The sequence below is a fragment of the Pseudoalteromonas sp. MBR-15 genome, from assembly GCF_053628915.1.
The window spans coordinates 317,255-343,413 of sequence record NZ_JBRJHH010000002.1; the positions used below are offsets into that span (position 1 = coordinate 317,255).

The 26,159-nt window shown below is 42.0% G+C and carries 17 protein-coding genes and 1 pseudogene; 3 read left to right on the forward strand and 15 right to left on the reverse strand.

The window, feature by feature from the left end:
• Positions 1-362: 362 nt before the first annotated feature.
• Both ACSSVW_RS04485 and ACSSVW_RS04490 read right to left on the reverse strand, forming a co-directional pair.
• Entirely contained in the window at positions 363-941 is a 579-nt protein-coding gene (locus ACSSVW_RS04485; RefSeq protein ID WP_405127523.1) for a DUF2987 domain-containing protein, read from the reverse strand.
• A gap of 82 nt (positions 942-1,023) precedes the next feature.
• The gene (locus ACSSVW_RS04490; protein ID WP_454178923.1) at positions 1,024-1,842 is read right to left on the reverse strand and encodes a glucosaminidase domain-containing protein; all 819 of its coding nucleotides are present in this window, start codon (positions 1,840-1,842) and stop codon (positions 1,024-1,026) included.
• Positions 1,843-2,056: 214 nt separating this feature from the next.
• Between ACSSVW_RS04490 and ACSSVW_RS04495 the strand changes: the two genes are divergently transcribed.
• The gene (locus tag ACSSVW_RS04495) at positions 2,057-3,352 is read left to right on the forward strand and encodes an anti-phage deoxyguanosine triphosphatase (protein WP_036967839.1); all 1,296 of its coding nucleotides are present in this window, start codon (positions 2,057-2,059) and stop codon (positions 3,350-3,352) included.
• A 96-nt stretch (positions 3,353-3,448) separates the two neighbouring features.
• The gene (locus ACSSVW_RS04500; protein WP_083202724.1) at positions 3,449-4,540 is read left to right on the forward strand and encodes a DUF481 domain-containing protein; all 1,092 of its coding nucleotides are present in this window, start codon (positions 3,449-3,451) and stop codon (positions 4,538-4,540) included.
• A 79-nt stretch (positions 4,541-4,619) separates the two neighbouring features.
• Here the strand turns inward: ACSSVW_RS04500 and ACSSVW_RS04505 are convergent, their stop codons facing one another.
• From ACSSVW_RS04505 to ACSSVW_RS04530, 6 genes and pseudogenes are all read right to left on the reverse strand, one after another.
• Complete coding sequence (locus ACSSVW_RS04505; protein ID WP_036967836.1) at positions 4,620-6,773, reverse strand: prolyl oligopeptidase family serine peptidase; 2,154 nt, start codon at positions 6,771-6,773, stop codon at positions 4,620-4,622.
• A 159-nt stretch (positions 6,774-6,932) separates the two neighbouring features.
• Positions 6,933-7,934, reverse strand: a pseudogene (locus ACSSVW_RS04510) (branched-chain amino acid aminotransferase); the annotation flags it as partial.
• 176 nt (positions 7,935-8,110) lie between these two features.
• Positions 8,111-8,899, reverse strand: a complete 789-nt coding sequence (locus tag ACSSVW_RS04515) for an SDR family oxidoreductase (RefSeq protein WP_454178924.1) — start codon at positions 8,897-8,899, stop codon at positions 8,111-8,113.
• 35 nt (positions 8,900-8,934) lie between these two features.
• Complete coding sequence (locus ACSSVW_RS04520; protein ID WP_454178925.1) at positions 8,935-9,438, reverse strand: Mpo1 family 2-hydroxy fatty acid dioxygenase; 504 nt, start codon at positions 9,436-9,438, stop codon at positions 8,935-8,937.
• Between the two features lie 92 nt (positions 9,439-9,530).
• Positions 9,531-9,935: a hypothetical protein gene (locus ACSSVW_RS04525; protein WP_454178926.1), complete on the reverse strand. Its 405-nt coding sequence runs from the start codon at positions 9,933-9,935 to the stop codon at positions 9,531-9,533.
• Positions 9,936-9,988: 53 nt separating this feature from the next.
• Positions 9,989-10,651 carry a Crp/Fnr family transcriptional regulator gene (locus ACSSVW_RS04530; protein ID WP_036967820.1) on the reverse strand — a complete coding sequence of 221 codons (663 nt, stop codon included), beginning with the start codon at positions 10,649-10,651 and terminating at the stop codon, positions 9,989-9,991.
• A gap of 54 nt (positions 10,652-10,705) precedes the next feature.
• Between ACSSVW_RS04530 and ACSSVW_RS04535 the strand changes: the two genes are divergently transcribed.
• The gene (locus ACSSVW_RS04535) at positions 10,706-11,995 is read left to right on the forward strand and encodes an amidohydrolase (protein ID WP_036967817.1); all 1,290 of its coding nucleotides are present in this window, start codon (positions 10,706-10,708) and stop codon (positions 11,993-11,995) included.
• A 70-nt stretch (positions 11,996-12,065) separates the two neighbouring features.
• Here the strand turns inward: ACSSVW_RS04535 and ACSSVW_RS04540 are convergent, their stop codons facing one another.
• From ACSSVW_RS04540 to ACSSVW_RS04570, 7 genes are all read right to left on the reverse strand, one after another.
• A complete protein-coding gene (locus tag ACSSVW_RS04540; RefSeq protein ID WP_454178927.1) occupies positions 12,066-12,521 on the reverse strand; it encodes a GNAT family N-acetyltransferase in 456 nt (151 codons plus the stop codon).
• Positions 12,508-14,541: an exodeoxyribonuclease V subunit alpha gene (recD, locus tag ACSSVW_RS04545; RefSeq protein WP_454178973.1), complete on the reverse strand. Its 2,034-nt coding sequence runs from the start codon at positions 14,539-14,541 to the stop codon at positions 12,508-12,510. Before recD ends, ACSSVW_RS04540 begins: the two co-directional genes overlap by 14 nt.
• A gap of 5 nt (positions 14,542-14,546) precedes the next feature.
• Complete coding sequence (gene recB / locus ACSSVW_RS04550) at positions 14,547-18,128, reverse strand: exodeoxyribonuclease V subunit beta (protein WP_454178928.1); 3,582 nt, start codon at positions 18,126-18,128, stop codon at positions 14,547-14,549.
• Complete coding sequence (recC, locus tag ACSSVW_RS04555; RefSeq protein ID WP_454178929.1) at positions 18,115-21,417, reverse strand: exodeoxyribonuclease V subunit gamma; 3,303 nt, start codon at positions 21,415-21,417, stop codon at positions 18,115-18,117. The genes recB and recC overlap by 14 nt, the downstream gene beginning before the upstream one ends.
• Positions 21,418-21,530: 113 nt before the next feature.
• Positions 21,531-22,580 carry an alkaline phosphatase D family protein gene (locus ACSSVW_RS04560; RefSeq protein ID WP_421418393.1) on the reverse strand — a complete coding sequence of 350 codons (1,050 nt, stop codon included), beginning with the start codon at positions 22,578-22,580 and terminating at the stop codon, positions 21,531-21,533.
• Positions 22,577-23,704: an alkaline phosphatase family protein gene (locus tag ACSSVW_RS04565; RefSeq protein ID WP_118844387.1), complete on the reverse strand. Its 1,128-nt coding sequence runs from the start codon at positions 23,702-23,704 to the stop codon at positions 22,577-22,579. Before ACSSVW_RS04565 ends, ACSSVW_RS04560 begins: the two co-directional genes overlap by 4 nt.
• Before the next feature lie 57 nt (positions 23,705-23,761).
• Positions 23,762-26,119, reverse strand: a complete 2,358-nt coding sequence (locus tag ACSSVW_RS04570; RefSeq protein WP_454178930.1) for a TonB-dependent receptor domain-containing protein — start codon at positions 26,117-26,119, stop codon at positions 23,762-23,764.
• Between the last annotated feature and the right edge of the window lie 40 nt (positions 26,120-26,159).

A 26,159-nucleotide genomic window follows, 5' to 3' on the forward strand; every position in this document is an offset into this window, starting at 1 on the left:
TTTATGTGACATGCTTTGTTTGTATTTAAGAGATAGTGTTAGATATAGATTTTTCAGATTAATACCATTGTGCTTAATTAAGTGGTCTATTTTGAGGCAATAAAACCGCGTTGATAACAAGGCAAAAATTTAGTTATTTAATTGTTCTCGGCAATTGCTCCTGCATTGCTCTACCTCCTGCATCCATGCAGTCGTAAATCAGAAATTTTTAACGTAGGTAGCGACTGGTTTAATCACTCAAAATGATTAAGTATTTTTGCAAAATGGTATAAATCATTAAAGCGTAATTTAAAAGCAACAAAAAAGGACCTGTAAAGATCCTTTTTTGAATAATTAGCTATGCTATAAAAAATATTACTCAGCTATTTTACAATCCACGGCGTTGCACTAATAAGCTTTGCACTGCTATTAAGTAGAGTTTTGTCATCTTGCCACTCATCAGTGATTTTAATCGTGCAGCGGTTTTCTTTACAGCTAACCCCCTCACCCGACATACTTGCAGGAGCGTCAAATTTAAGTACGACTCCTTGTTGCTCAGGTAATAAAAACCACATTAGTTTGCTAACAAAAAAGCCCGATAAATCAGATAAAAGCTCATCAAACTCTTGGTTAAGCTCAAATAAATTCGCTTTTGTTAGTGCAAAGTTACTAAGCTCTGTTGCTTCAATTTGCAGCTTTAATTGGCAATCATGCTGAGGGTTTTTAGGCTGTACGACAATCACGGCTTTATCCGTGTCTAACTGCTTATCAAAAGGCAATAACAGCTGTGCATTGTCAGTGTACGTTAAATCGAACTCTTGTTTTTCGGTCAGAATTTTACCTGACTTAATCGTACATACTTCGTTAGTGGCAATATCACTTAAATAAAAGTTAACTTGTGCGTACTGAAACTCCCCCTTGTTTACGACTTTTAAACGGTCGTAAAAACCGTCATATGCAATCACAAACTCACTGGCAGTTGCTTTAAAGCTCGTAACGCTTAATGCACTGATCACACCCACCACTTTTAACAATAAAAAGATTTTATTCATCAAAATATGCTCTGTTCTGATTAATCATCGTGTTTAATTCTTCTATGTATGCTTCACGTCGCTCAGAATACGATAACAACCCTTGGGTTAGTTTTGTCGCTTCAATCGGTTTTTGTTGGCGACGTAAATCTGCACGGATTGTGCGTAAATCTTTATACGCCGCATGGGTATTAATATTCTTAAAGTAAGAGCTTACAGCAGCACGAACAGATTTGAATGCCGTCACTTCATGAGCCGCCTCATTTGCACGACGTCGTGGCACCATGCCACAGCCTTTGTTATAACACCATTGGCCAAAAAAGTTTAAGCCAATACGCGCAAAACGCGATGTTCCCCATGCTGACTCATTCGCCGCCTGCATTAAGGCAAGTTCTTTTGGAATGATATCAACACGACGCAGTGCTTGTGTCAAAGACAATACATCAATACTTGTTGGTAATTTATAACTGGTAAGAATTTTCTTAATATCAGACAGCTGCTTACTCGTCAGAGGCTCATTATATTCTAGCATCATACGTGCAATTTCTAAGCTGGCACGCTGCTGTAGAATTTTCTTGTTTTCAGCTTCAACATGGGGACGAATAAAATCAAAAAACGCCTGTTTCTTTTCTTTTACATCAGCAAAGCCCGCAAAGTCAGGCAGTTTTACATTATGTAATGGCTTTTCTTTTTTAATTACTCGCTGTTTACCCTGCTGAGTTGCCTCGGTTTGGTCGGCCTCCTCCACTGCAACATCTTGATTCATGAAAGGCGATAATAACGCCCATGCAAAAAAAGCGGTCAGTAAACCTCGAAAAACGTACTTAAGCATGTATTCTCTCAAATAAACTACAACTCATGTGCGGTAAAGCCACGCACACACAAAGGCGGATTATATCAAAGAGCTAATTTTTTCGCGAATATCAGCGTATTTTTTTGCCCTAACTCAACATGACTTGCTGCGAATCACGTCCAATTTACTCGCAATTTTCAAGTGCTTGCGTATACTAAAGGGCAACTGAGCGAGTAATTATAAGGTTCTATTTATGTGCCAGTCTTGGCAAGCGCGTATCATTGATCAGCAAAAATATCGCCCAAACGACAACCGCACTGCCTGGCAGGTTGACCGCTCTCGTATAATTCACGCGGCAGCATTTAGACGTTTACAAGCTAAAACTCAAATAATGGGCATTGGCCTAAACGATTTTTATCGTACTCGCCTCACCCATTCTCTTGAAGTCGCACAAATAGGCAGTGGTCTACTGCGCCACCTTAAAAAACAACACCCAAATTTTAGCCATTTCCCCAGTGGTAGCTTACTTGAAACCTTGTGCCTTGCTCATGATATTGGGCACCCTCCTTTTGGTCATGGTGGTGAAATAGCCCTTAATTACATGATGCGTGAACACGGTGGTTTTGAAGGAAATGCGCAAACCCTAAGAATTGTTTCTAAGCTTGAGCCATACAGCAATGGCTATGGTATGAACCTAACACGCCGCACTTTGCTTGGTTTTATAAAATACCCCGCTTTTATTGATGACTTATGGCACACCATTCCACCGCTCTCTGAGCAGCGCAGCTTTATTAAAGCTGATCACTGGCGTCCTGCAAAAGGCTTATACAAAGACGACAAAGATGTGTTTGATTGGATTGTCGCGCCACTATCAAAAAACGACCAGCACATTTTAAGTCGCCATTATAACGTTGATGAATTCAGAGCAAAAACACATTATAAATCGATTGACTCTGCCATCATGGAGCTTGCCGATGATATAGCTTATGCTGTTCATGACCTGGAAGATGCTATCGCCACAGAAGTACTCACATTAGCTGATTGGCAAAACCATGCATTAACGCAGTTACAAGCACTAAACTCACCATGGTTAACAACGCATTTAAGCTCTATTACGGCGCGCCTTTTTTCACACCATGAATATGAGCGAAAAGATGCCATCGGTGAGCTTGTTAATACTTTTATAATCCACGCCAATTTAGTGGTGCAAAATGCTGATTTCGAATCAGAAATCTTGCAGTACACGGTTAGTTTACCCGATGAATTTGCAAGCATTCTTAATGTGTTAAAGCACTTTGTTTTTAAACGTTTAATTCGTGAACCGAAAATGCAGCAAGTTGAATTTAAAGGGCAAAATTTACTCATTGAACTGTTCAGTGCGTTTGCAAGTGATCCAATGCGTTTACTACCAGAAACCACCCAAGAAATGTGGCTAAATGCACACCAACAAGGTGATAACGCAATGCGTATTATCTGCGATTACTTATCGGGGATGAGTGACGAATACGCATATAAAACCTATCAACGCCTATTTTTACCCTCTGCTTAAGGACTTTGAAGAGGTAAAATATTGAGCTAGTATTTAATTAGTACCTAATTACTATAACAACTTTCTTTCGCATTTTATTAAACATGGATTGGAATAATGCTCAAAAAACACCTGCTTATTAGCACGCTTTTACTCTCTCCTTTAACTTGCTTCGCAAATGAATCCCTGCCTGATCCACTGTTAGAAGAGCGTGGTGTCATCATTAAAGATGCCAGTCAATTTGACTGGGTAAGGCTCAACTCAGGTGAATGGCTCAAAGGTGAACTTATCGCGATGTACGATAAAGAGCTTGAATTTGACAGTGATGTACTCGACACCCTCGTAATTGACCGTGAAGATATCTATATGATTGTCTCTGACCGCCATCACACCGTACGCTTTAACGACGGCACAGAACTCAGTGGCACACTCAATATATCAGGCGGTTATGTAAAGGTCGGTGACTTACCGGCAAAGTATCGCTATCGTGATTTAGTGTCGATTGCCCCTTCAATCGACAGTGAGCTCAGCGCGTGGACAGTAAAAATTTCCTTGGGTGCTGATTTATCGCGAGGTAATACAGACCAAACAGAATACTCTGCCAGAGCCGATATTAAACGTCGTACGGCATCGAGTCGCTTTTTAGCCGAGTTTTTAGGCTACCGTACCACCAGCGATGAACAAGTAACTAAAAACAACATTAGAGCCAATGGCACGTTCGACTGGTTTTACACTCAAAAAATGTATTTCCGTCCTATCTTTTTTGAATATTACCGTGACCCTTTTCAAAACATTGCTAATAAATACACTGTAGGCGCAGGTGTCGGTTATTACGTGATGGATACCGACAAAACTGAGTGGGATTTTTCAACTGGCCCTGCATATCAAAAAACTGAATTTGATACTGTCACCACCGGTGAAGACAAAAGTAATGCGTCAATGTCTTACTTTATTGGCACTAATTTTGAGCATGAACTTACTAAAAAAATCGACTTTACCTTCAATTATCGCTACCTCACGGCCAAAAGTGATACAGGAGGAGATTCTCAATACGCTATGGCAAGTTTCGAGATTGATATTACTGACGACATTGATTTTGATATCTCTCTGGTTTGGGATTACTTAGCAGACCCGATTGCCGACGAGAATGCCGTGGTGCCTGAAAAGGAAGACTATAAAATGATTTTTGCTTTGGGAATCGATTTATAAAATACGCGTTTAAAAACGATCGTTTAAAACAAAAAACGCCGAACAATTTTGCTCGGCGTTTTTGTTACCACTCATTAAATTAAAGTGATTTAACACCCATATTATAAAGCGTGAAACCATAGATATCAGCGTACTGATCAATAATCTTACTGGTTGGTGTACCCGCGCCATGACCCGCGTTAGTTTCAATACGGATCAGGTAAGGGTTCTGTTTTGCACCTTTTGCTTGTAACTCAGCGGCAAATTTAAATGAATGAGCAGGTACAACACGGTCATCGTGATCGCCTGTCGTCACGAGCGTTGCAGGGTACGTTACCCCCTCTTTTACGTTATGAACAGGTGAATACCCTTTCAAGTAGTCAAACATCTCTTTACTTTGTTCACTAGTACCGTAGTCATACGCCCAGCCTGCACCCGCTGTAAATGTGTGATAGCGCAGCATATCCAGTACACCAACAGCCGGTAATGCTACTTTGAATAGCTCTGGGCGCTGGGTCATAACCGCACCAACTAATAAGCCACCGTTTGAACCACCACGCACAGCTAAATAGTCTGGCGAGCTGTATTTTTTATCGTTTAGATATTCTGCAGCCGCAATAAAATCATCAAATACATTTTGTTTTTTAAGCTGTGTACCATTAATGTGCCACTGTTTACCATATTCACCACCGCCACGAATATTAGCAACTGCATACACACCACCGTGCTCAAGCCACGCTGCAACTGTTGGGCTGTAGCTTGGTGTTAAACTTACATTAAAGCCACCATAGCCATATAAAATCGTTGGATTTTTACCGTTAAGTTCAGTGCCTTTCTTATACGAAATAATCATCGGTACTTTCGTGCCGTCTTTCGATGTGTAAAACACTTGTTCAGACACGTACTCGTCGCTGTTAAATTTAGCACCCGACTTGCGATATACATCCGATTGCCCTGACTCAATATCAAATGAGTAAGTGTTACCCGGCGTCGTGTAATTCGTGAAAGAATAATACAGCGTGTCAGCGTCATGCTTGCCACTAAAACCATAGGCTGTGCCTACACCTGGTAAACTGATTTCGCGTACTAACTTACCTGATTTATCGTACTGCTTAACTTGCGAGATAGCATCGACCATATACTTAGCGAAGAAGTAATTTCCCCCTTTAGTCAGGCTCAATACATTGTCTGTTTCGGGAATAAGATCTTGCCAGTTTTCTGGGCTTGGATTATTCGCATCAACTGTCACAACACGTTTATTCGGTGCATTTAAGTTTGTTACCAAATACAATTTACTGCCATCATTATCAATAATGGATGTATCAGAATCTGTGTTGTCTAAAATTGTCACCAATTCGCTATCTGGATTAGATAAGTCTTTAATAAACAGTTTATTACCAGATGTTGAGGTACTTGCCGAGATGATCAAGTAGCGATTATCGCGGGTAACAGCAGCCCCAATATAACGATGTTTTTGTTCTTCTGTGCCACCATAAACTAACTGATCATCCGCTTGAGAAGTGCCAAGCTTATGATAATACACTTTATGTTGATCAGTTTTAGCCGACAGCTCACTCCCTTTTGGCTTATCGTAGCTTGAATAATAAAAACCTTCATTTCCTAACCACGAAATACCACTAAATTTCACATCAACTAACGCCTCTTCAATAGGCTGCTTAGTGGCAGTATCAATAATAATAATTTTACGCCAGTCGCTTCCACCCTCTGAAATCTGGTACGCTGCTAGCGTGCCATCTTCGGTAAACGTTAATCCCGACATAGAGGTTGTGCCATCAGCACTGAATGTATTAGGGTCAAGGAAAACTTCAGCCTCTGAGTCACCTTTTTTACGGTAAACAACGTATTGGTTTTGTAGGCCATCATTTTTGTAGAAATAGGTGTACTCGCCCTCAGTGAACGGCGCAGTGACTTTTTCATAGTTCATTAGCTTTTCGAGAGTCGTTTTTAATTCATCTCGATAAGGAATATTCTTTAGGTAAGAAAATGTCACCTCATTTTCGGCTTTAACCCATTGCGCCGTCTCTTCGCTCATGTCGTCTTCAAGCCAACGGTAAGGATCGGCAACCTTTTCACCGAAATACTCGTCAACAACATTGCCTTTTTTAGTTTCAGGATAATTCACGGCAGCTTTTACCTCTGCGGTTTTTACTGTTTGTTCTGTCTTCGTTGTGGTTGATTCACTGCAACCAGCCAGTGCAATTAGAATTGCACATGCAAGCGTCTTCTTAATCATAATCTTCATACTTTTTAGTTATTGTTAACAAACAGAAAATAGAGTTAATGAAATAGAAAGTCTAGCAATTTGCGGTTAAACACAGCCTAGGCTGTAAACCAATGTAAAATACCAATAAAAAAGCCACGCAAGTGCGTGGCTCTGCAATAAAAAGGGTGCCTATACTTTAGTCAACCAACCGTGGTTGTCCGGTGATTTACCCCATTGAATATTATTCAATGCTTGGCGTAACTTCGCCACTTTCTCACCCGGCTCGCCCGAGCCTACTTTAAACTCTTGGTCGTTATGAATAAGTGTACCAACAGACGTCAGCACTGCAGCAGTGCCTGAAAGCGCAGCTTCAGTACCTGGCTTAGCGGCACGCTCTAGTAATTCACTTACGGTAAAGTTGCGTTCAGACACCGTCATACCTAAATCTCTGGCAATAGTTAAAATACTATTACGCGTAACACCGTGTAAGAAAGTGCTATCAAGTGCCTTGGTGATAATTTCATCACCATCAATAAGAATGAAGTTGGCAGCACCCGTTTCTTGTACGTCACCACCTGGGCAGAACAATATTTGGTCAGCCTGATGCTCAGAGCGAGCTTGTAAAATAGGCCCTAATGCACTGGCGTAGTTACCACCACTTTTTACCATACCCATATGAGGCGCACAGCGCATGCCGTCTTCTTCAAGTAATACACGAAGTGCTGTTGCACCCCCTGCAAAATAATCACCTACAGGCGAAAGAAGCACATACAGTAATGAACTCATTGAAGGCGCAGCCGCTTTACCAATTGCCGCTTCTGTACCAATATGGGTTGGACGAATATACATTGAACCCGGCGGGACTGGCGTTTCGTCTGCGTACTCTTTAACAATGTCTTTGATCATTTGCTCAAGCATACTTTCATCAAAATCAGGCAAGTTTAATAGCTTTGAGCTTTGCTTCATTCGGGCAATATTTGCGTCCATACGAAAGATATAGACCGAGCCATCTTCGTGACGAAATGCTTTTAATCCTTCAAAACACGTGCTTGAATAATGTAATACGTGAGCACCTGCGTGTAATTCGATTTTATCAGATGGGACCAGCGCGCTTTCACTCCATGTGTTGTCTGCAAAGCGTGCTTGGATCATGTGTGGCATAAATACAGTACCAAATGCGGCCATTGTTGTTCTCTCTTGTTTGGACTACTTTTTCTCCATTGTATGCTAATACATCCCCGTTTAACCATAGCTAACGCATGCCTTTTATCGATTAAAGTGCAAATAATTTCACCTCACAGTATAAAAAACACGCAATTTAATTGCGTGTTTTTAATTAATAATCATTCACGGTCACGTTTTTGCTTTTACCGGTAATTCATTCGTGCCGTTAGTCGATTAAAAAAGCGAGGGAAAAAGCGTTTAATTGTCGGCGCTAAACCGCTGATCCCTTCACCAACGACAACCTCATCCTTTTCCGCTTCTATGGCTTTGATCATTTTCGCAGCAGCTCTGCCAACATCCATCCCATTTTCAATCGATTCTTCGGGTTTATTTTGTGGTTTACCTTGTCCATCCAACGAATTATGCGCAATGGCTGTTTTGATTGACCCGGGACAGATTGTTAAACAATTGACATTTTTATCTGCCAGTTCAGCACGCAAACAATCCATAAACCCCACAACCGCATATTTTGAGCCCGAGTAACCGGTCCTGAATTTAGAGCCAACTTTACCCGCCACACTGCTTATCGATACAACCATGCCCATACCTTGTTTAACCATCTGCGGCACGACCACTTTCGTTAATGCAATAAGGCCAAAGTAGTTCACCTCCATTAACTGGCGATACACACTGAAATCGTTTTCTAAAAACAAACTGCGCTGCGACACCCCGCCGTTATTAATTAGCACATCAATACGCTTAATACGTTCAACAACCGCAGGCATCTCTTTAAGCAGCGTCTCAGGCTCTGCTAAATCGAGTGGTACAACATGATGCATTCCGCCTAAACGTGCATTTAGCGCTTTTAATTTATCTTCATTACGGGCAGATAAAACCAAGATTGCCCCTTTTGCAGCCAATTGTTCACACAGTGCTTCACCAATACCTGATGATGCCCCCGTAACCCAAACTATTTTATCTTTTAAATTCATGTGTGTTCCTTTTCTTATTGTTATTATTGCTGTTATTACGCTTTATGTGGACCTGCATGTTGCTCAATGTAATCAGCAACATCTTTATAAAAACCAAGTATGATTAAGGCTTCTACGACAACAAATAAGGGTCCAATAACGAGGCCAATAATGTCATCAACAAAGGCGGGTTTTTTACCTTCATAGTAATGACCCATAAATTGAAATAGCCAACCCACCACAAAGCAGCCCACACTCACAGCCAGCCACATTGATGTTGAAAGCACAACGACAGGCTGTGCAATAATGCTCAATAAAGCAAAGCACACAGCCATAATTAGCCCCATAGAAACACTGAGCATTAAGTAATACAGGCACGTAATCGCAATAACAATACTTGCCACTGTTAACGTAACGGGTTCAAGTATGATTGTTGCGCGTTGCAATAAACAAATAATGGCAAACACAATCAAGGGAATACCAATAAAATGTGTATAGATATTGCGTTTTGAACGGTGATAAAGGGCGTAATTGCTCAGCTGTTGTTTGAGAGTTTTCATTATTATTCCTGCCAAAACTGTGTTCAAAACTCAGATTAGCAGAAAATTTACCACTAAGAATGTCATCTAGCCGACATTTTAAAGTAACTACATTAAACTAGCGCATCGATGACCTTGCCTTTTTCGGCTTCGGGCTGCATACCCATGCGCTCGCGTCCTTTTTGATATTCTTCATCAAGCATGCCTTGCAACTCATTCATTTTTTCTTGCAGTGCTTTGGTATCTGCACCTTGTTGTTGCATTTGTTCCGCAAGCTTTTCTATTTGCGCTTTGATTTCATCGATTTTCTCTTTATCTACCCCTAAGCGCCGATAAACAAGAGCTTCGTTTGCTGTCTCTAAAAATGAACTTGGTTCGGGTTGTTTTCTTAATAGACTTTGTGCATCAGAAGACGTTTGAGGCATCAATTTTGATTCTGATACATCCAGTGCTCGCTCAAGTTTATTAGTGCCTGAGTAATGATAAGCTTTATATTGGTTATGAAAAGTAATAGCCACACGTAATCGTCCTTTAAACTTGTCTGAAAAGATGTAGCAATTTTAGTTCCAAGCTAACATTGAGCTAAGAGTTTATCTATATTTTCTATTTCAACTATCTGATACTTAAGACTAATAACTGACTCTGTTTGCAATGATTGTAATATTTGATTCACTGTTTGCCGTGTTAAATAAGTCATATCGGCAAGTTGTTGCTGAGAAAGTGGCAACCTAGTTTGCCCCGATGAGTGGCACAACATATACAGTCGCTTACTGACTTTTTGCTTTGCCGTAAGTAACGCATGATCTTCTAAAGAATCAAACAAACTTCTCACTTTCTCGGTTAATAACACCCCAAAGTCATGCCAGTATATCGGGTGTTCGTTCAGCAATTGAGTGAGTGCTCGTTCAGACACATGTATAAGGCGCACTGAAGTATGGGCATACACATCGTGGGTTCGTTTGCCGCCATCAAAAAGCGCCACTTCACCAAACCACATGGCACTTGTTACAAAACTAAGCACCGCTTCTTTACCTTGTTTGTTTACGCCCGATACACGTAACACCCCACTTATTACACAATACAAACCCGTATTTTCATCACCGCGCAAAAATAAGGCATCACCTGCATTACACGTGATTAATTTAGCGTTTTTAAGTAAGTGTTGCTTAAACTCTTGGCTGCGATTTTTAAACCATTTATCGTGGTTAATTATCGAAAGGTCTTGTTCATTCAATTATTTATACTTACATTGTTATGAGTGCAATTACTTATAATAAGAGGATACAGGATGTTTAACAAACTACTTTCGACCAGCTTACTGCTCAGTGCTATGTCTGCTCCTGCATTTGCCAGTGATATAGAGACAGAACTTAAATCAGCCAATAAAAGTGTCAGTGAAAAGGTCATAAAATGGCGCCGCCATCTGCATCAATATCCAGAACTGAGCAATCGTGAATTTGAAACGGCCAAGTATGTTGCTAAACACCTTCGCTCATTAGGACTAGAAGTGCAAACAGGCGTAGCTCACACCGGTGTGGTGGCCAAATTAAAAGGCGGCAAAAAAGGGCCACTTATCGCGCTTCGTGCAGATATGGATGCCCTGCCGGTTAAAGAGCAAGTTGATTTACCTTTTGCATCAACACAAACAACTGAATATAAAGGTAATACCGTGGGTGTTATGCATGCCTGTGGCCACGATAATCATGTCGCAATCTTAATGGCTGCTGCTGAGTCTTTGGTAAAAATTAAAGATAATCTCGCTGGCGATATTCTATTTGTATTCCAACCTGCAGAAGAAGGTGCACCCGATGGCGAAGAAGGGGGTGCTGAACTAATGCTAAAAGAAGGCTTATTTAAAGAAAAACCCGAAGCCATCTTTGGTTTACATGTCACCAGCTCACTAAACACAGGGCAAATTGGTTTTCGTGAAGGACCGCTAATGGCCAGCGCCGATAAATTTACGATTACCGTAAAAGGTCGCCAAACTCATGGCTCGCGTCCTTGGAATGGGGTTGACCCCATTGTCGCGTCATCACAAATTATTATGGCAACGCAAACCATTGCATCACGCCAAGTTGATGTAACGAAAGCCCCTTCTGTTGTCTCCTTTGGTGCCATTAATGGGGGTGTACGTAATAATATAATCCCTGATCAAGTTGAAATGGTCGGTACAATTCGTACTTTTGATCAAGACATGCGTGCTGATATTAAAAAACGCTTAGCTAAAACCGCCGAGATGGTGGCTGAATCAGGTGGCGCAGAAGCGCATGTTCACATTGATCACGGTTACCCAGTCACCGTGAACGATGTTGAATTAACCAAGAAAATGACACCAACACTTGCAGGTGTGGTTGGCAAAGAAAACCTGATCACAACGCCATTAATAACAGGGGCAGAAGACTTTAGTTACTATGCCTTAGAAACACCAGGAATGTTCTTCTTTTTAGGAGTTACGCCAAAAGGTCAAGATGCCGTAACAGCGCCTAGTAACCATTCACCACACTTTTTTGCAGACGAGAAAGCATTACAACTGGGTGTCAACGCCATGACGCAATTAGTGGTTGATTACCTTAAATAGTTGATTACCTTAAATAGTTTATTACCTTAAATAATAATCTTGTGAAAAGAGCCGAACTAATCGGCTCTTTTTATTTAACCATGTAGATACAATCTGCCAAAGGCATTAGGGCTGGGTACTTGGATTCTTGAAAGCCTAATTTTTTATAAGCTGCAATGGCCAAGGTATTGTGGGTATATACGAACAACGACACTGTATTACAGTGCAATTGCTGTTTGCCTTGCTCGCTTAATAAATTAATCAGTATTTTTGCAAGCCCTTGCCCCCGCATATTCAAAGCCACGACCAAACGTCCTAAATGACAGCATCCTTCACGTAAGTAATATTGGCCAAAAGCCAACATCTGGCCCTCATCATTTACCAGCGCGTATGAGTTCAGTTCATCAAGATTTAAATCTTGTTTAAAGCTGTGTGCATCAAATGGGAAGTTAAAAAATGGCCCAGACCAAATACGCAGCTCCGCCTCTGTGTTAAACCAACCCATTAGCTTAGTTAAATGCTCATCAGTCACGCTAACTAGCTGCATGTTTTAACCTATCGAATAAACCCGATGCTCGGGTAACTGATTTATTCATTGCCATTAGTAACACGTTTTTATCTGCCACCAGCTCAAAGGTGTTTTTTGCACGAGTGATCCCCGTGTACACAAGCTGTCTGTTAATCCCTTGGTTTGCTTGATTTATTGGCGGTAAAATCATCGCTGTATACGCAAACTCAGAGCCCTGCGATTTATGAATAGTCATGGCATACACTTTATCGTGAGCGGGTAAACGAGCTGGCGAAAAAGCACGAATGTTTTCTTGCTCATCAATAAACATTGCTTTTAGTTGACCTTGCTCATCGTGCATTAAAATACCAATATCACCATTGAACAGTTTTAACTGATAATCGTTTTGGCTGATCATAATGGGCATGCCCAAGTAATGGCGCTGATATGGTGAAATAAGCCCTTGTTTTGACAGTGCTTTTTCAATTCGAAGATTAAGGCTGTTTACGCCATAATCGCCCTCTTTCACCGCTGCCAGTAATTGATAGTCAGAAAAAGCATTGTGCACTTTAGCCACCCCAGCACCTTCGCGTATCAGTGTTAAATACGCCTGATAATGCTGGGCTGCTAACTGAACAAAATGCTCAATCGGTTTGTTAATCACATTGTAATTAAGTTTAAGGTCGCTAAAGCCGCCCTCGTTCACCGTTTGCTCAACATACCCAAGTAACCCTTGGCTATTGGTATTAACAGCTTGCGCTAATTGACCTATGCCGCTTTTGCCGTCAAAACGGTAGCTTTGCTGTAAAAACGCAATACAGTCGCTTAACAAGTAACTGTCTTTACTGTGTGAAAGCACGGCGCGATTATTAAAACACACCCGATTGAGTTGCTCTGCCCGCGCTTGGCTGTAGGCGGGCATTTTTTCAAGTGTTAATCCTTGGCATAAATCGCTGAGAATACTGCCAGTATCAACTGAGGCTAACTGGTCTTTATCTCCCAGCAGAATTAACCGAGCATGACTTGGCAGCGCCTCAATTAATTTTGCCATTAACGATAAATCAACCATGGAGGCTTCATCAATGATCAACACATCTAAATGCAGTGGATTACGTTTGTTATGGCGAAATTTATTCGTGTGCGGAATCACGCCAAGTAAGCGGTGAATCGTTTGTGCCGTTTCAGGAATAAGCGGTGCGATGTCTTTTGGGATCATACTGAGTTTTTGCTTCGCTCCCAAAATTGACTCACTTAAACGAGCCGCGGCCTTACCCGTGGGTGCAACCAACTTAATTGTCAACGGTGCACTGGCATACAACGACTGCATAATAGCTAATAATTTGGTGACAGTTGTGGTTTTACCGGTGCCTGGCCCTCCGGTAATCACACTAAAGCCTTTGGTGGCGGCTATGGCACACGCTACTTTTTGCCAATTTAACGTTTTAATAGGATCTGCAGGGTCTTCACGGTGAGCTTCATCAGGGAAATACTCTGTCAAAAGCGCAGTTAACGCCGTTTCATCGATATTTAGTGGTTTTGCGGCCAAATGACTCAAACGTGACGCTAACACAGTTTCATACTGAGCTAATCGCGCAAAATATAACTTATTAGCAAACAGCAGCAGTGGCTTGTCATCACCCACACAAGCTGCAGCCATGAGCTGTGTTTCAGCTTGCTGCGCGTCATAGTTTTCTGAAAACGGCGAAATAATATCAGGTGCAGCAATGCTTGCGTCTGATACTGCCTGTTCTCTAATTGTAAACGGATTTTGCCAATTAATAGCGTTTAAATCTAAGCAACTATGCTGGCTTTGCTGAGCGACGGCAAGCAACAAAATAAGGTAGAACACCTCATTTTTCTGGGAGGTATCAGTGCCTATTAAAAGCTCTGCAAGTTTTACATCCACTAAGCGAATACGTTTCGTCTCTAACAAAAAGTCCAGTAAGGGCTGTGTTTTCTTTTCAACCTCAGTCCCCTCTAATGCCTGTACAGGCTCCTTTAACGGTTCTTTGTGTTTGCGAGGTTGCTCTGGTTCACGTTCATCAAAGCCAAATGTCATCTGACTCATAACATTGCTCCTCGTGCAAATAAACTATCCAGCTCAAGTACTTGCTGCTTTGTAAGCTGATTAAAGTAGACCCCTTGTCCATCACTCATGCCCCGTAAAAAGGTGTAATACACGCCGCCTAAATGGGTCTCTATGTCGTAATCTTTAACACGTTGTTGTAATAAGCGATGCAGTGCAACAGTGTAAATCAAATACTGTAAATGATATTGGTGACTGCTCATCGCTTGCTCAAGCTGATCATGTTGATAATCAGCTGCGCTGTTGCCTAAAAAGTTCGACTTATAATCAAGAATGTAATACTTATCCTGCCAACAAAAAATTAAATCGATGAAGCCTTTTAGTAAACCTTGCACATCAGTAAAGTCGAGTTTCCCCGGTAAACCAAAATGCTTTACCAAAATTTGATTTAACTTATCACTTGAAAGCGATAATAACGGTAAATTAAACTCCATTTCGACTAAACACACTTCAGGCGAAAGCGCCGATAAACAAAGCCCTTTATCGTTTAGTGGACACTTTAAAGCGGCATTGATCCAGCTTTCGGTCATTGCCTCCCAACTATCATCAATGTGATACTTGGCAAACAGTTTTGTTATTACCTTATCAAGAGCATGGTCGTCACGCTCGTTGTTAGGTCGTTTCAATGCATAGGGATCTGTAAAATCCAATTGCTCAAATATTTCGTGTAAACAACTGCCCGGCTTCGCACCTTTCGGGAAACTATAGGGGGTTAGTTGCACTGCTTGCTGCGCTAAAAATTCATCTTTTTCGTGATCTTCATCACTGCGCCCCAGTTCAATATGATCAGTCTGCTTTTTAAAGGTTAATGCACTAAAGCTGGTTGAACGCCAATCTCGTTCAATGTGGGTTTCGAGTGTGTTGACTTGATATGACTGCTCAGCATCTGTGCTTGTTAGGTCAAGCACAGTGACCTCATCGGGTTGCGTAAAAGCTTCAAGATGCATATGCGCCGACTGAGCACAAAAATCGCTTAATAACCTGTGCCACTCATCAGCCGATTTAATTTCTTCCCCTGCAAACAGTACATGACCAATACTGGTACTTTGTATACCAGGGCGATTACTGCGCCCTTGTGCAATGTTATACACACCGACTGAGCAAAAATGTACAGCACGGGTCAACGCCACATACAATAAACGCAAGTCTTCAGCTAAGCGTTCTTGCTCTGCTTTTTGTAAGGCCTCATCACTGTTAGCAAGGTCGTAAACCAGTTTTCCGTTATGATGATAAAGCGCTTCTTTGGTTTCACGGTAGCCACAAGCAAACGGCATAAACACTATCGGATATTCCAAGCCCTTTGAAGCATGCATCGTGACGATTTTTACTAAATTGGCATCGCTTTCAAGACGAACTTGCACCGCTTCACCCTCTTGTTGGCTGACCTTTTGCGCAAACCAGCGCAATAATCGGTGAGTGCCTTCTAGTTCAATTTGCTTTTGCTGCAAGATTTCACCTAAATGGCGAAAATCTGTCAGCCAACGTTCCACGTTATAACCAAGCCCCTGCCAGCGTGCAGCGAGTTGATTGTGGCTCAGTAAGCGCTCAAGCATCGCCATCGCACCTTGCTTATGCCAAATATGTGAAAGCTGAGCGAAAAAGTTTAAATGTTCTTGCCATTCGCTTTCGTTTTCATGTAGCGAATAAATACGGTTATAGCTTAAGCAAAACAAGGGGCCTGCCAGTACGCCGCGCAATAATGATTCATCGTACTGACCATGAAGCGCAGTTAAAAAGTTTAATAAATGATGACTAAGCTCTTGCTGAAACACGCTATCGCGAGATAAATACACGCTGGCAATGGCTGCCTCACTCAACGCCGACTTCATCAGTTGTGCTTCGTTTCTATCTCGCACTAATACACAAATATCGGCAGCGGTGACCGCTTTGCCAGCAATTGTGGCTTCACCTGAATGCGCCTGCTTAAGTAAGCGTGTGATTTTTTGCGTGTAGTGCTGGGCAAGCGCCTGCTGGGCAACCCCTTTGCTGGTTGGCTTATTATTAGCCTGAGCGTATTCATCAACAAACACTGAAAACTCAAATGCATTAGTGGTTTCGCCATTGATTAAAAACGCTTTGTTTTCAGGCTTCCCCTTTGCATGAACTGCTTGAAACGGAATCGCATCGTTATAAATAAAGCTATTAGCGTTTTTAGAAAAAATGCGATTTACACTCTCGACCACCCCTTCACTTGAGCGAAAGTTAGTGTCTAATGTGTATTGTTTTTGCGCAACAACCGCTTTTTTGGCACCGATATAGGTAAAAATATCTGCACCACGAAAACCATAAATAGCCTGCTTTGGGTCGCCTATCATAGCGAGTGTGGTATTTTTGGCGTTATAAATGCGGCTAAAAATACCGTATTGCACTGGGTCGGTATCTTGGAATTCGTCTATCATGGCAACAGGAAATAAGGCCGCTATTTTTTCGCTTAGCACATCTCCTTGGTCGCTACAAAGTGCCTGATGCAAGTTAGTTAGCAAATCATCAGGGGTGATAACCCCTTGCTCCTGCTTACGTTTTATAAGTGCATTCGCAACCCATTTTGTTGCATATTGCACTATCGCAATATTCAAACCGTTATTGATAAGGCTACTCAGTTTGGCCATTTCATCAAACTGTGCCGTCATTGCGTGATTAAGCAAACTGCCGTTTTTCTTATAATTCGCAGGGTCGCTTAAATTCTCTGTGCTCCAAACTTCAAACGAATACTTGCTGGTGCCAAATACAAAAAAGGTGTCGTCATTGTTTAGATATTCTTCAAGCGCTGCAAGGCTGTTTTTGCGGCCTGGCGTTTTAGAACCACTCAGATCAGACGCTTTTACAGCATTGATAAATTCACTGTCACGGCATGCCTTTTTAAAAGCAGGTACTTTTGCGACAAAGTTATCGCGTGCTTGCCATATTTCATCAAGGTTGTATTCAGGGGTAATAATCGCCCCTTGTTTGCTGAGCAAACTGACCACGTGCGGATACATCGACGCTGGCACCGGGAAAATATCAGTAATCGCTTCTGTGCGCGCTTTTGACTGTGGGTATACAAAGGCACGCCAAAAATCATTGAGTGTTTCTTGAATGAGCTCTCGCTCATCTAAAATAAATTCTAAGTTAAACGCTACACCCGACTCAAACGCGTGCTGTTTGAGCATGCGCTGACAAAAGCCATGAATAGTAAAAATCGCCGCTTCGTCCATTGATTTGGCCGCAGCGTCGAGTAAATCAAATGCCGCGTGTTTGTCATTAACTTCATTAATAATTTGACTAATTAATTCATCTTCAGGATTTTTGCCCAGCAGTGCATCTCTGGCATTGATTATGCGTGCGCGCACACGGTCTTTTATTTCTTGGGTAGCCGCCTCAGTGAAAGTAACAACCAATATTTGTTCAACACTGAGCGGGGTATTTAAAAGCGCAGTGCCATCTTCGTGCGTCGCTTTTTGTAAGCCCAATAAATAACGTAAATACAACCCCGTTATAGTGTACGTTTTACCTGTACCGGCACTGGCTTCAATCAGGCTTTGCCCACAAAGCTCCATGCTAATAGGATTAAGCGTTTGCATGGTCAGCCTCCTGCGCTAATTCAACCAGCGGCGATAAAAGCAGCTCACTCCAATGAATAAACTCGTCTTCGCAGTCTTTTAGATTCCGAATGGTTAGGCGAATATAGGGGTTTTCTCCTTCACCCACCCCGATATATTGCGGGGCAAATTTATTATTCGCTTTTGCCATGTCTTTATTTGTTTTAATGTACTCGTAGCCACTTACCGGAAAAAATGCCACTGGCCGTGTAAGTAATGCTTTATAGAGCATAAACCAATCGTTCAAATAACCACGTGCATCGTCTTGTGAAAGCGCTGAAAAACTAATTTGTTTATCTAAACCAAGTATTAAGGTTTCAACATGTTGACCCATGATCTGTGCAGCTAAATGCTGAATAAAGCCCTTAATCACGTCTTTGGCTTTAATGCTTGCGGTACGATAAAACACCTGTTTTTGCCCGTAAATGTGGTTAAGCCAGCCCTCTAAGGTGGTATTTTCAAGAGTGATTTTGACTTCAATTGGCAGCAACTCATCATCTTGAATATGGGCTTTCACCTGCCCTGCTAACGCATCAACACGGTGCTGCATACTTTCAAACACCAAATCGCCAACATGCGCTTGGGGCAACTCGCCGCGTTGCATGATTTGCGCTTTATTAAGTGGCGTTTCAAGAATACTGGCCTCTAAAATTTCATCTAAGTAGAAATAGCGACGCAGTGCATCAAGGCTAAATGGCTCTTCATCTTTCGCAATATCATTAAATTGCGGCAACCTTAAGCCCAAACTCTGCTGATAAAAGCTTTCGTGCGGCTGACACACACTGCGGATAAACTGGTTTAGCTCAACAATTTGCTCGGGTGATACACACAAGTCTTGCTGTGGCTCTGGCGTAATACTTTGAGCGGGTATCCACACCGGGTTATAGCTGTGTAATTGTGTTACCTTAGGCTGTTTAGTCTTGAGATAATAAGCAGGATTAAACGGTTGCAAGTGCTGATAATTAATCAGCGCCTCGGGCAGTGCTGCGTGACAGTCCTTTTCATCGTCAAACTTAAAGCTACGGGCGATGTATTCTAACAGCTCACTGACGAGTGTTGAGGGCATTCTTGGTTGGTTATCAAAACACGAGCGCCCAATATAACTGATATATAAGTTTTCACGGGCGCTTAAAATGGCTTCTAAAAACAGATACCGGTCATCTAGTTTACGCGAACGGTCGCCTTTTTGGCGTTTTGAATACGGCACTAAGTCAAAACCAATGGGCTGCACGGTACGAGGGTAATCGGCATCGTTCAGACCCAGCATACACACCACTTTAAAGGGCACGGCACGCATTGGCATCAGCGTACAAAAGTTCACTTGCCCAACTAAAAAGCGCTGTCCTACGCCTTTCTCTTGAATACCTTGCTTCACTAAATAGCTAACAATACGCTGTGAAACATCCCCTTGGTAATCACCGTTTTCGTAATGCTTAATGAACGTATCAAGCACTTTTTGCAGTACCAGTAAATCCCAGCTTTGCTCGCCCTCATCACTGTAAATTTCGCCAAGCAGGGCTTTTAAAATCGCGGCTTTTTCGTTTAATGGTGCATCATCGTGTAGTTTTTCTTTATAACGAGCCAATACATCAATAAATTCAATTAATTTATTAAGGGTATTTAACGCCATGCCTTCGACTTCATCGGCACTGTAAATTCCCGAAAATGGCAGGTGTTCATCACGTTGTGCCACCCCTAGCAGTAACCGGTTTAACCCATGCTGCCAGGTATTTAAATCAATAGCAGGAAGACCAAAACTGTCTTTATGCGCGGCATCTAAACCCCATTTAACACCCACTCGTTCAAGCCAAAAACCAATTTGCTCGTATTCATGAGCCTCTAAGTTAAACTTTTCGGCGATTTGTGTGACTTGCAGTAAATCAAGAATGTCAGACACACCAAACCGTGAGTAAGGTAAATCGGCCAAACTTGCAAAGGAACTCAGTACAGGCTTTTCTTGTTCAATGGCTAAATCGGCTAACGCATAAGGAATAAAACGACGACCTTCTGCACCACCAAAAACGGCCTCGATATACGGGCTGTAGGTGCCAACATCGGGCATCATCACAATAATATCTTTCGGCGTTAAGTGTGGGTTTTGGTTAAACAAATTTAGTAAGTAATCATGAAGCCGCTCTACTTCACGCAGTGGCGTGTGACAGTCACTGAGCACAATACTGGTATCGCCTGCTTTAATTGGCAGTTTACCTTCATCGTTAATAAACCATTCTTTATCGGGTGTAAGCGATTCGCCTTTAAACGCTAATTGATAAATTTCAGCGTGAATTTGCGATAATAAAGTGTCATCAAATTCATTCTCAAAACCATCTAACCACTGCGCGTCTAGCTGCAATAATTGTTCAAAGTAATCTCGGCCTAATTTCCCCCACGACGATAGCAGCGGATTGCCAATAAAAAAGTACTCATGGTCGGGATTTTTTGCGTGGTCTTCAAGCGCATCTAGGTGCGGACGTTTGGCATATTTTGCAGCAATTTTAGCAGCCGTTTTTTCATCTAAAGTGTCACCCCAATAGTGCTCGCTTGGGTTGAAGAAAAACAGAAACACCTGCGTTTTTTTCGCAATGGCTTGGAACACTTCAAGCTGACTACTGGCAATCGCCGAAATACCAAATAAGCTAATACGCTCGGGTAATAAGCTGCTATCCATCGTTTCAAGCGCAGCGAGTAATTGGTCTTGCATATTGGCACGATGATATTGGCTTTGGCCAAGTTGTTTACTGTGCGCCACCAGCCTACGCCAAAGGTCAGGCTGCCAAGGTGCTATGCCTATATCAACATCATCGAGTTGATCTGTGCCCTGCTCCCACGTGGCAATCCAATGTGGACGATACATTAGGTATTGGTCATACACATCGGCGATTTTTTCACATAATGCGAAGGTCTTTTGGCCATCAGTATCGCCATCTAAATACGTTTTTAGAGGTAAATACAACGGCTCGTCAATACAATCAGGCAGAATAGCAAACAGCTTCCACGCAAGGTTTGCTTTATTATAGGGAGATTCACTGGGCACATCGGGCAATAGTTGCTGATACAGCTGCCAAATAAAACTAGATGGCAGTGGAAAATCAACCTGTGCGGCAATGCCTAAATGTTCACTTAAGCCTATTTTTAGCCACTGCGACATACCGGGTGACTGCACAAGCACAATTTCTTTTTTGAATGGACTCGTTAACGGATTAACTTTAAGAAGAGCGTGAAACCGCGCTTGCAGTGCTTCCATGCGATTTGATTGAATTATATTCAGCACTTTACACTGTCCTTGCTTGAAACTAACTAATTGACACAGTGTAAGATATTTTAATTAGATGGGATAGAGAGAAATACCTGCAAACATGGCTCAATCCACGTTGCAGGCATCGATTATTGGTACGGGCTAATACTCGATAACGCAAACTCTGTGTGCAGTATCTCTTTACCATTTATACCTTTAAGCGCAATACGAATACGTGGATCCGTCGTTTGCCAATCTATTGATAAATCACCGTAATTAACTTCATGAGTGTAATCACCAACACGATATTTATTTGGGCTGACGTCTTTCCACTTTTCAGTAAGCCCGGAGCTGGTCATCTCATACAAAGGATAATCAAGCCCTTGCTGATACTTTGACAACTCACCCCAATGCGTATCACCACTGACTATTATCACGCCATTTACTTTGTGTTTTTTAATGAGCGCAAATAAACGTTCCCGATCAGCGGGATAATTAGCCCATGACTCCCAGCCTGTAAAATCGGCTAATAACTGTAAGCTCGAGGCGATGATTTTAATTTTTTCATCAGACTTAAGCTCATTTTCAAGCCATTGCCACTGAGTTTCACCTAGCATTGAGGCTTTTTTATCAGTCGATGGGCTATAAGGCCCTTGTTTGGCAGGTTTACGCTCAAGTTGGTACGTTGTGGCTGACACCTGATTTAACGGCGCCCGATTAAAGCGTAAATCAGGCATGATAACTTTTACTGTGCGCTCTCCTTCACCATAAGTGTATGAAGTGTAAATACCATCAGCGCGTGTTCTGCGTGCTGAATTTGCCGGTTCTTGCCAAAAGTCGAGCATGATTTGACGTGATTGCTGCTTTTGAGGGTAGTCGCTGCCGGCATCATTTTCACCGTAATCATGGTCATCCCACATTGCAATCACTGGGGTGTTAGCGCGTAAGGTTTTAAAGCCTGGTTTTTGCCCTAAACGCTGATATTTTTCAGCAAGCACAGCCATGTCTTCAGTATCACCATAAATATTGTCGCCTAAAAACATAAATAAATCGGCTTGCTCTTTGTTGATAGCATCAAAAATAGCAATGGGTTTGTCTTGATGGCCACATGAGCCAAACAAAATCTTACTTGGCGCTGCAATCGCACTCACCGTACCTAGCAGCAATAGGCCTGAGAAAACGCTATTAATTACAGTCATTTTAAAATTTCCTTGATTGGCGATGCCATTGCTGGATTAATTTGCGTACTCTGCTCTCCTAAAATAGTCAGGATAGTTGCCGCTACTTGCGCTTGTTTAAGCTCACTGACAGGTTTTATCAAGCCTTTCGCTTTAATGTCTGGGCCTATCGCTGCAAGCCAAATATGGTCAGAGCCAACAATACCGTTTGGAAAGCGTTGCTTTCCCTGCGCTGAATGCGCTAAAGCACGCTGTGAGCTATGGTGTTGCCAATCATCAGCATGGCTACCACGACCATGATCTGTCGTAATAATCAAAGTGGTGTTGTCTTTATAACCCGGTGTTTGTTGAATGGTTTGCCAAAGGTCTCGAATAAACGCATCACTTTGTTTAGCCGACTTTAAGTAAGCATCGTATTTACCGTTATGCGCAAAATCATCGGTTTCGCCTAAGCTAATCACTAATAAACGCGGCTGTTTATTGAGTAAATATTGCTTAGCAAATCGGTAAGTAAAACTGTCTAGGCGCACGTTATGCCACGGGCTTGGGATTTCGGTTTGCAGCTGATTAAGTAAAGTCACCTCTGCAGAGTTTACCGCATCAAACGATTCAAAGCCGGCATTAACAAATACCCCGCTTCGCTTTCGATTAACAATATAAGGAAACACATCCCAGCTACCAAATAAGGCTGTTTTGCCCTTAAATGTTGGTAATGTATTGAGCTGTTCTAAAATGGTTTTATTCGGGTTAGCAATTTTATCGTTACTATCGATGTTTTCATCAACGATTCCCGTTAGTATCTCACTGTAACCTGGGTATGAGAAGTACCATGGATTACTCACCGATATCAATGAGCCTTGGCTTCTGTCGCCAATTAACACTCCTTGTGTAGTAAGCGTTTGGCTAAAAAATGGCATGAGTGCCTTAGTTCGCTCGGCTTGATTTTCACGCCAAAAAAGTGCGGTTATCTCATCTTTATTTTCAACAAAATCACTGTTATTTATGAGCTCTTTGTCAGCTCCCGAAAACACTTCTTGCCAGCGTAAGCCATCCAGAGTCACTAATACGACATTGTCGGCCGATTTCGCCCATACACTGAATATTGATGCAACAAAAACAACTGTCGCTGTCATTAATTTTTTCATCATATTTCCTGCTAAAAAGCCCATCAATGATGGGCTGTTTTCAAGTTGGCGTATTATTTAAAACTGCGCTGTAAGTGTTAATGCAGCAGTACGTGGTGCACCGATAAAGTATGAAGAACCATTTCCAGTACCGCCTGATAAATAAGATTTATCAAACAAATTATTAACCACAAATGCAAGATCAAGTGACTTAAATACTCCAGAGTCGAGGCTTGTATTATAACCAATGTTTAAATCGACCAATGTGTATGCATCTACTTTATTACGCGCACGAGTTTGCTCATCGGTCCATGCACCTAAACGCTCACCTGTGTATTTAGCAGATAAACCAAAGCGGAAATCACCACTGTAATAATCTGCCGAGACAACAAATAAGTCCTGCGCCGAGTCAATCACCTCATCACCGGCTTTAAAGCTTGCAGATTTTGTTTCGAGTAATTCACCGTCACTGTTGTAAGCGCTTGGGTCGTTCGATTGATACTCAGAGTTATTGTACGTATATGAAGTATATAGATTCCATTTATCGGTTAGCATATAGCTTGCCGATAACTCTAAACCTGTTGATTCAATACCGCCGACATTAATATAAGAACCATTCGTACCAATGGTGTAGTCAATGCCATCGGTATCACTGCCTGGGGCAATAAAAGTAATGCGGTTATCAAATTCAATACTGTAAGCCGTTGCAGTTAAACGTAAACGCTCATCACTGTAACGTACACCTAGATCGATATTTTCTGCGGTTTCAGGTTCAATTTCAGTCAGGGTTGAGTCGTCACGCTCAAGCACGCCATCTTTGATTGCGGCAAAATTTTCACTGTAGCTAGTGAAAAGTTCCGTGCTTGTTGATAACTGATATAACAGACCACCACTGAATAGTATGTCTGAATCACTGTCAATTTTATCTGAGTATTCGTCATCAAAATGGTTATAACGCTGAAGCTCAACAAGATATTGTTTAGCACCTAAGTTAAGAGTGAAATCACCTAAGTTCATTGAATCTTGAACGTACCATTTGAAGGTGTCGGTTTCGAAAGTGTTTTTGTACTGTGTCCAGTATGGAGTCTGATCGAAATGATGATACACGCGTGCATCAATCACTTTGTGCCAATCACGAGATTCATCACGGTCTGTTTGTTCAAACCAAAAGCCCGCTTCAATATCATGTGCACCCAATGTAACTTGATACTCACCTGTCATACCTAAACGGTCTTTTTTATAATGAGTATGACGATATGACATCACAGGAATTGCATCATCTGAGTAGCATGCTGGGTTTAAACCTGGGCCCGATGCCCATGGCCATTCCAAATTAGCTGTACAATCTGCTGCGGGGGCAAGTGGATTACCTTCACTGTCGGTAAACCCATAACTACCTGCATTTTCGCCACCCATTGTTGTTGAGTTACCATCCGCATCAATCGGTGAGGTTAAATAAGGAGGGATCCAATCACCACGGCCTGAGTTTTTATGATAATAAGGTGACAAACTCAGGTTTGATGTCGCACTTAATGCATAATCAAACTTCACATAAGCTAGGGTGTTCTCACGTAACGTCCCCCAACCTTCGGCGAACATTTGGTCAAAATGTGGGATGCCTGTCCAGTTCCACGTTAAGCGATCCCATTCGGGATTTTGTTCAAACTCTGTAATGCTGATGCTATTGTAGTTCGTTTCGCTAACATCATCATACGAAACACGACCCGTTACCGTTAAGTCATTAATGTTCGATACAAACTTTGCTTCGATGTGTTGATTGTCTTTTCCACCATTACTGCCATCACCTATCCAGCGGCTTGTGTCAGTTTGTGAATAACTGATGTACGCTTGGGTGTTATTAAAAACAGTGCCTGTTTCATGCTTCACAAAATAACGACTGGCATTATAATCGCCTGTTGTGTAGGCAAACGTGGTGCTTTGCTCTGTGCTAGGCTGTTGACTGACAAAATTAAAAGTTCCGCCCAATGCCTCCAGTGAAGCTGACGCAATATCAGAAGTACCTTGTCCTACTTCGACTGTCGCTAAGTTTTCACTGTCTAAATAACGGTTCGCTTTCGCACCACCGCCATAGTTAGAGCCGCCATTTGGGATACCATCGATAGTCATACCTAATTGTTGTTGGTTACCATCAATACTAAAGCCACGCATAGAAATGGTCGTTGACCAATCGTCACCACCAAATGCATCGCCTTCGTTAATGCTAATACCTGGTAAGTTATCAATAACCCCTAACACGCTTGATACTGAACTTTGTTGTTCAAGCATCGCAGGTTCAATCACGTTATTAGCATAGCTGGTTGGCTTTGCAACAACGATGACCTCTTCAATTTCATTATTACTGTTTGCATTTGCCGATGTTGCTAAAAGCGCTGCGATCACAAGGCTTAGCTTTGTTTTTATATTCACTGTGCTCATTGTTTTTCCAAGGTTTCGTATTTAAAAGCGGGCACAGTAT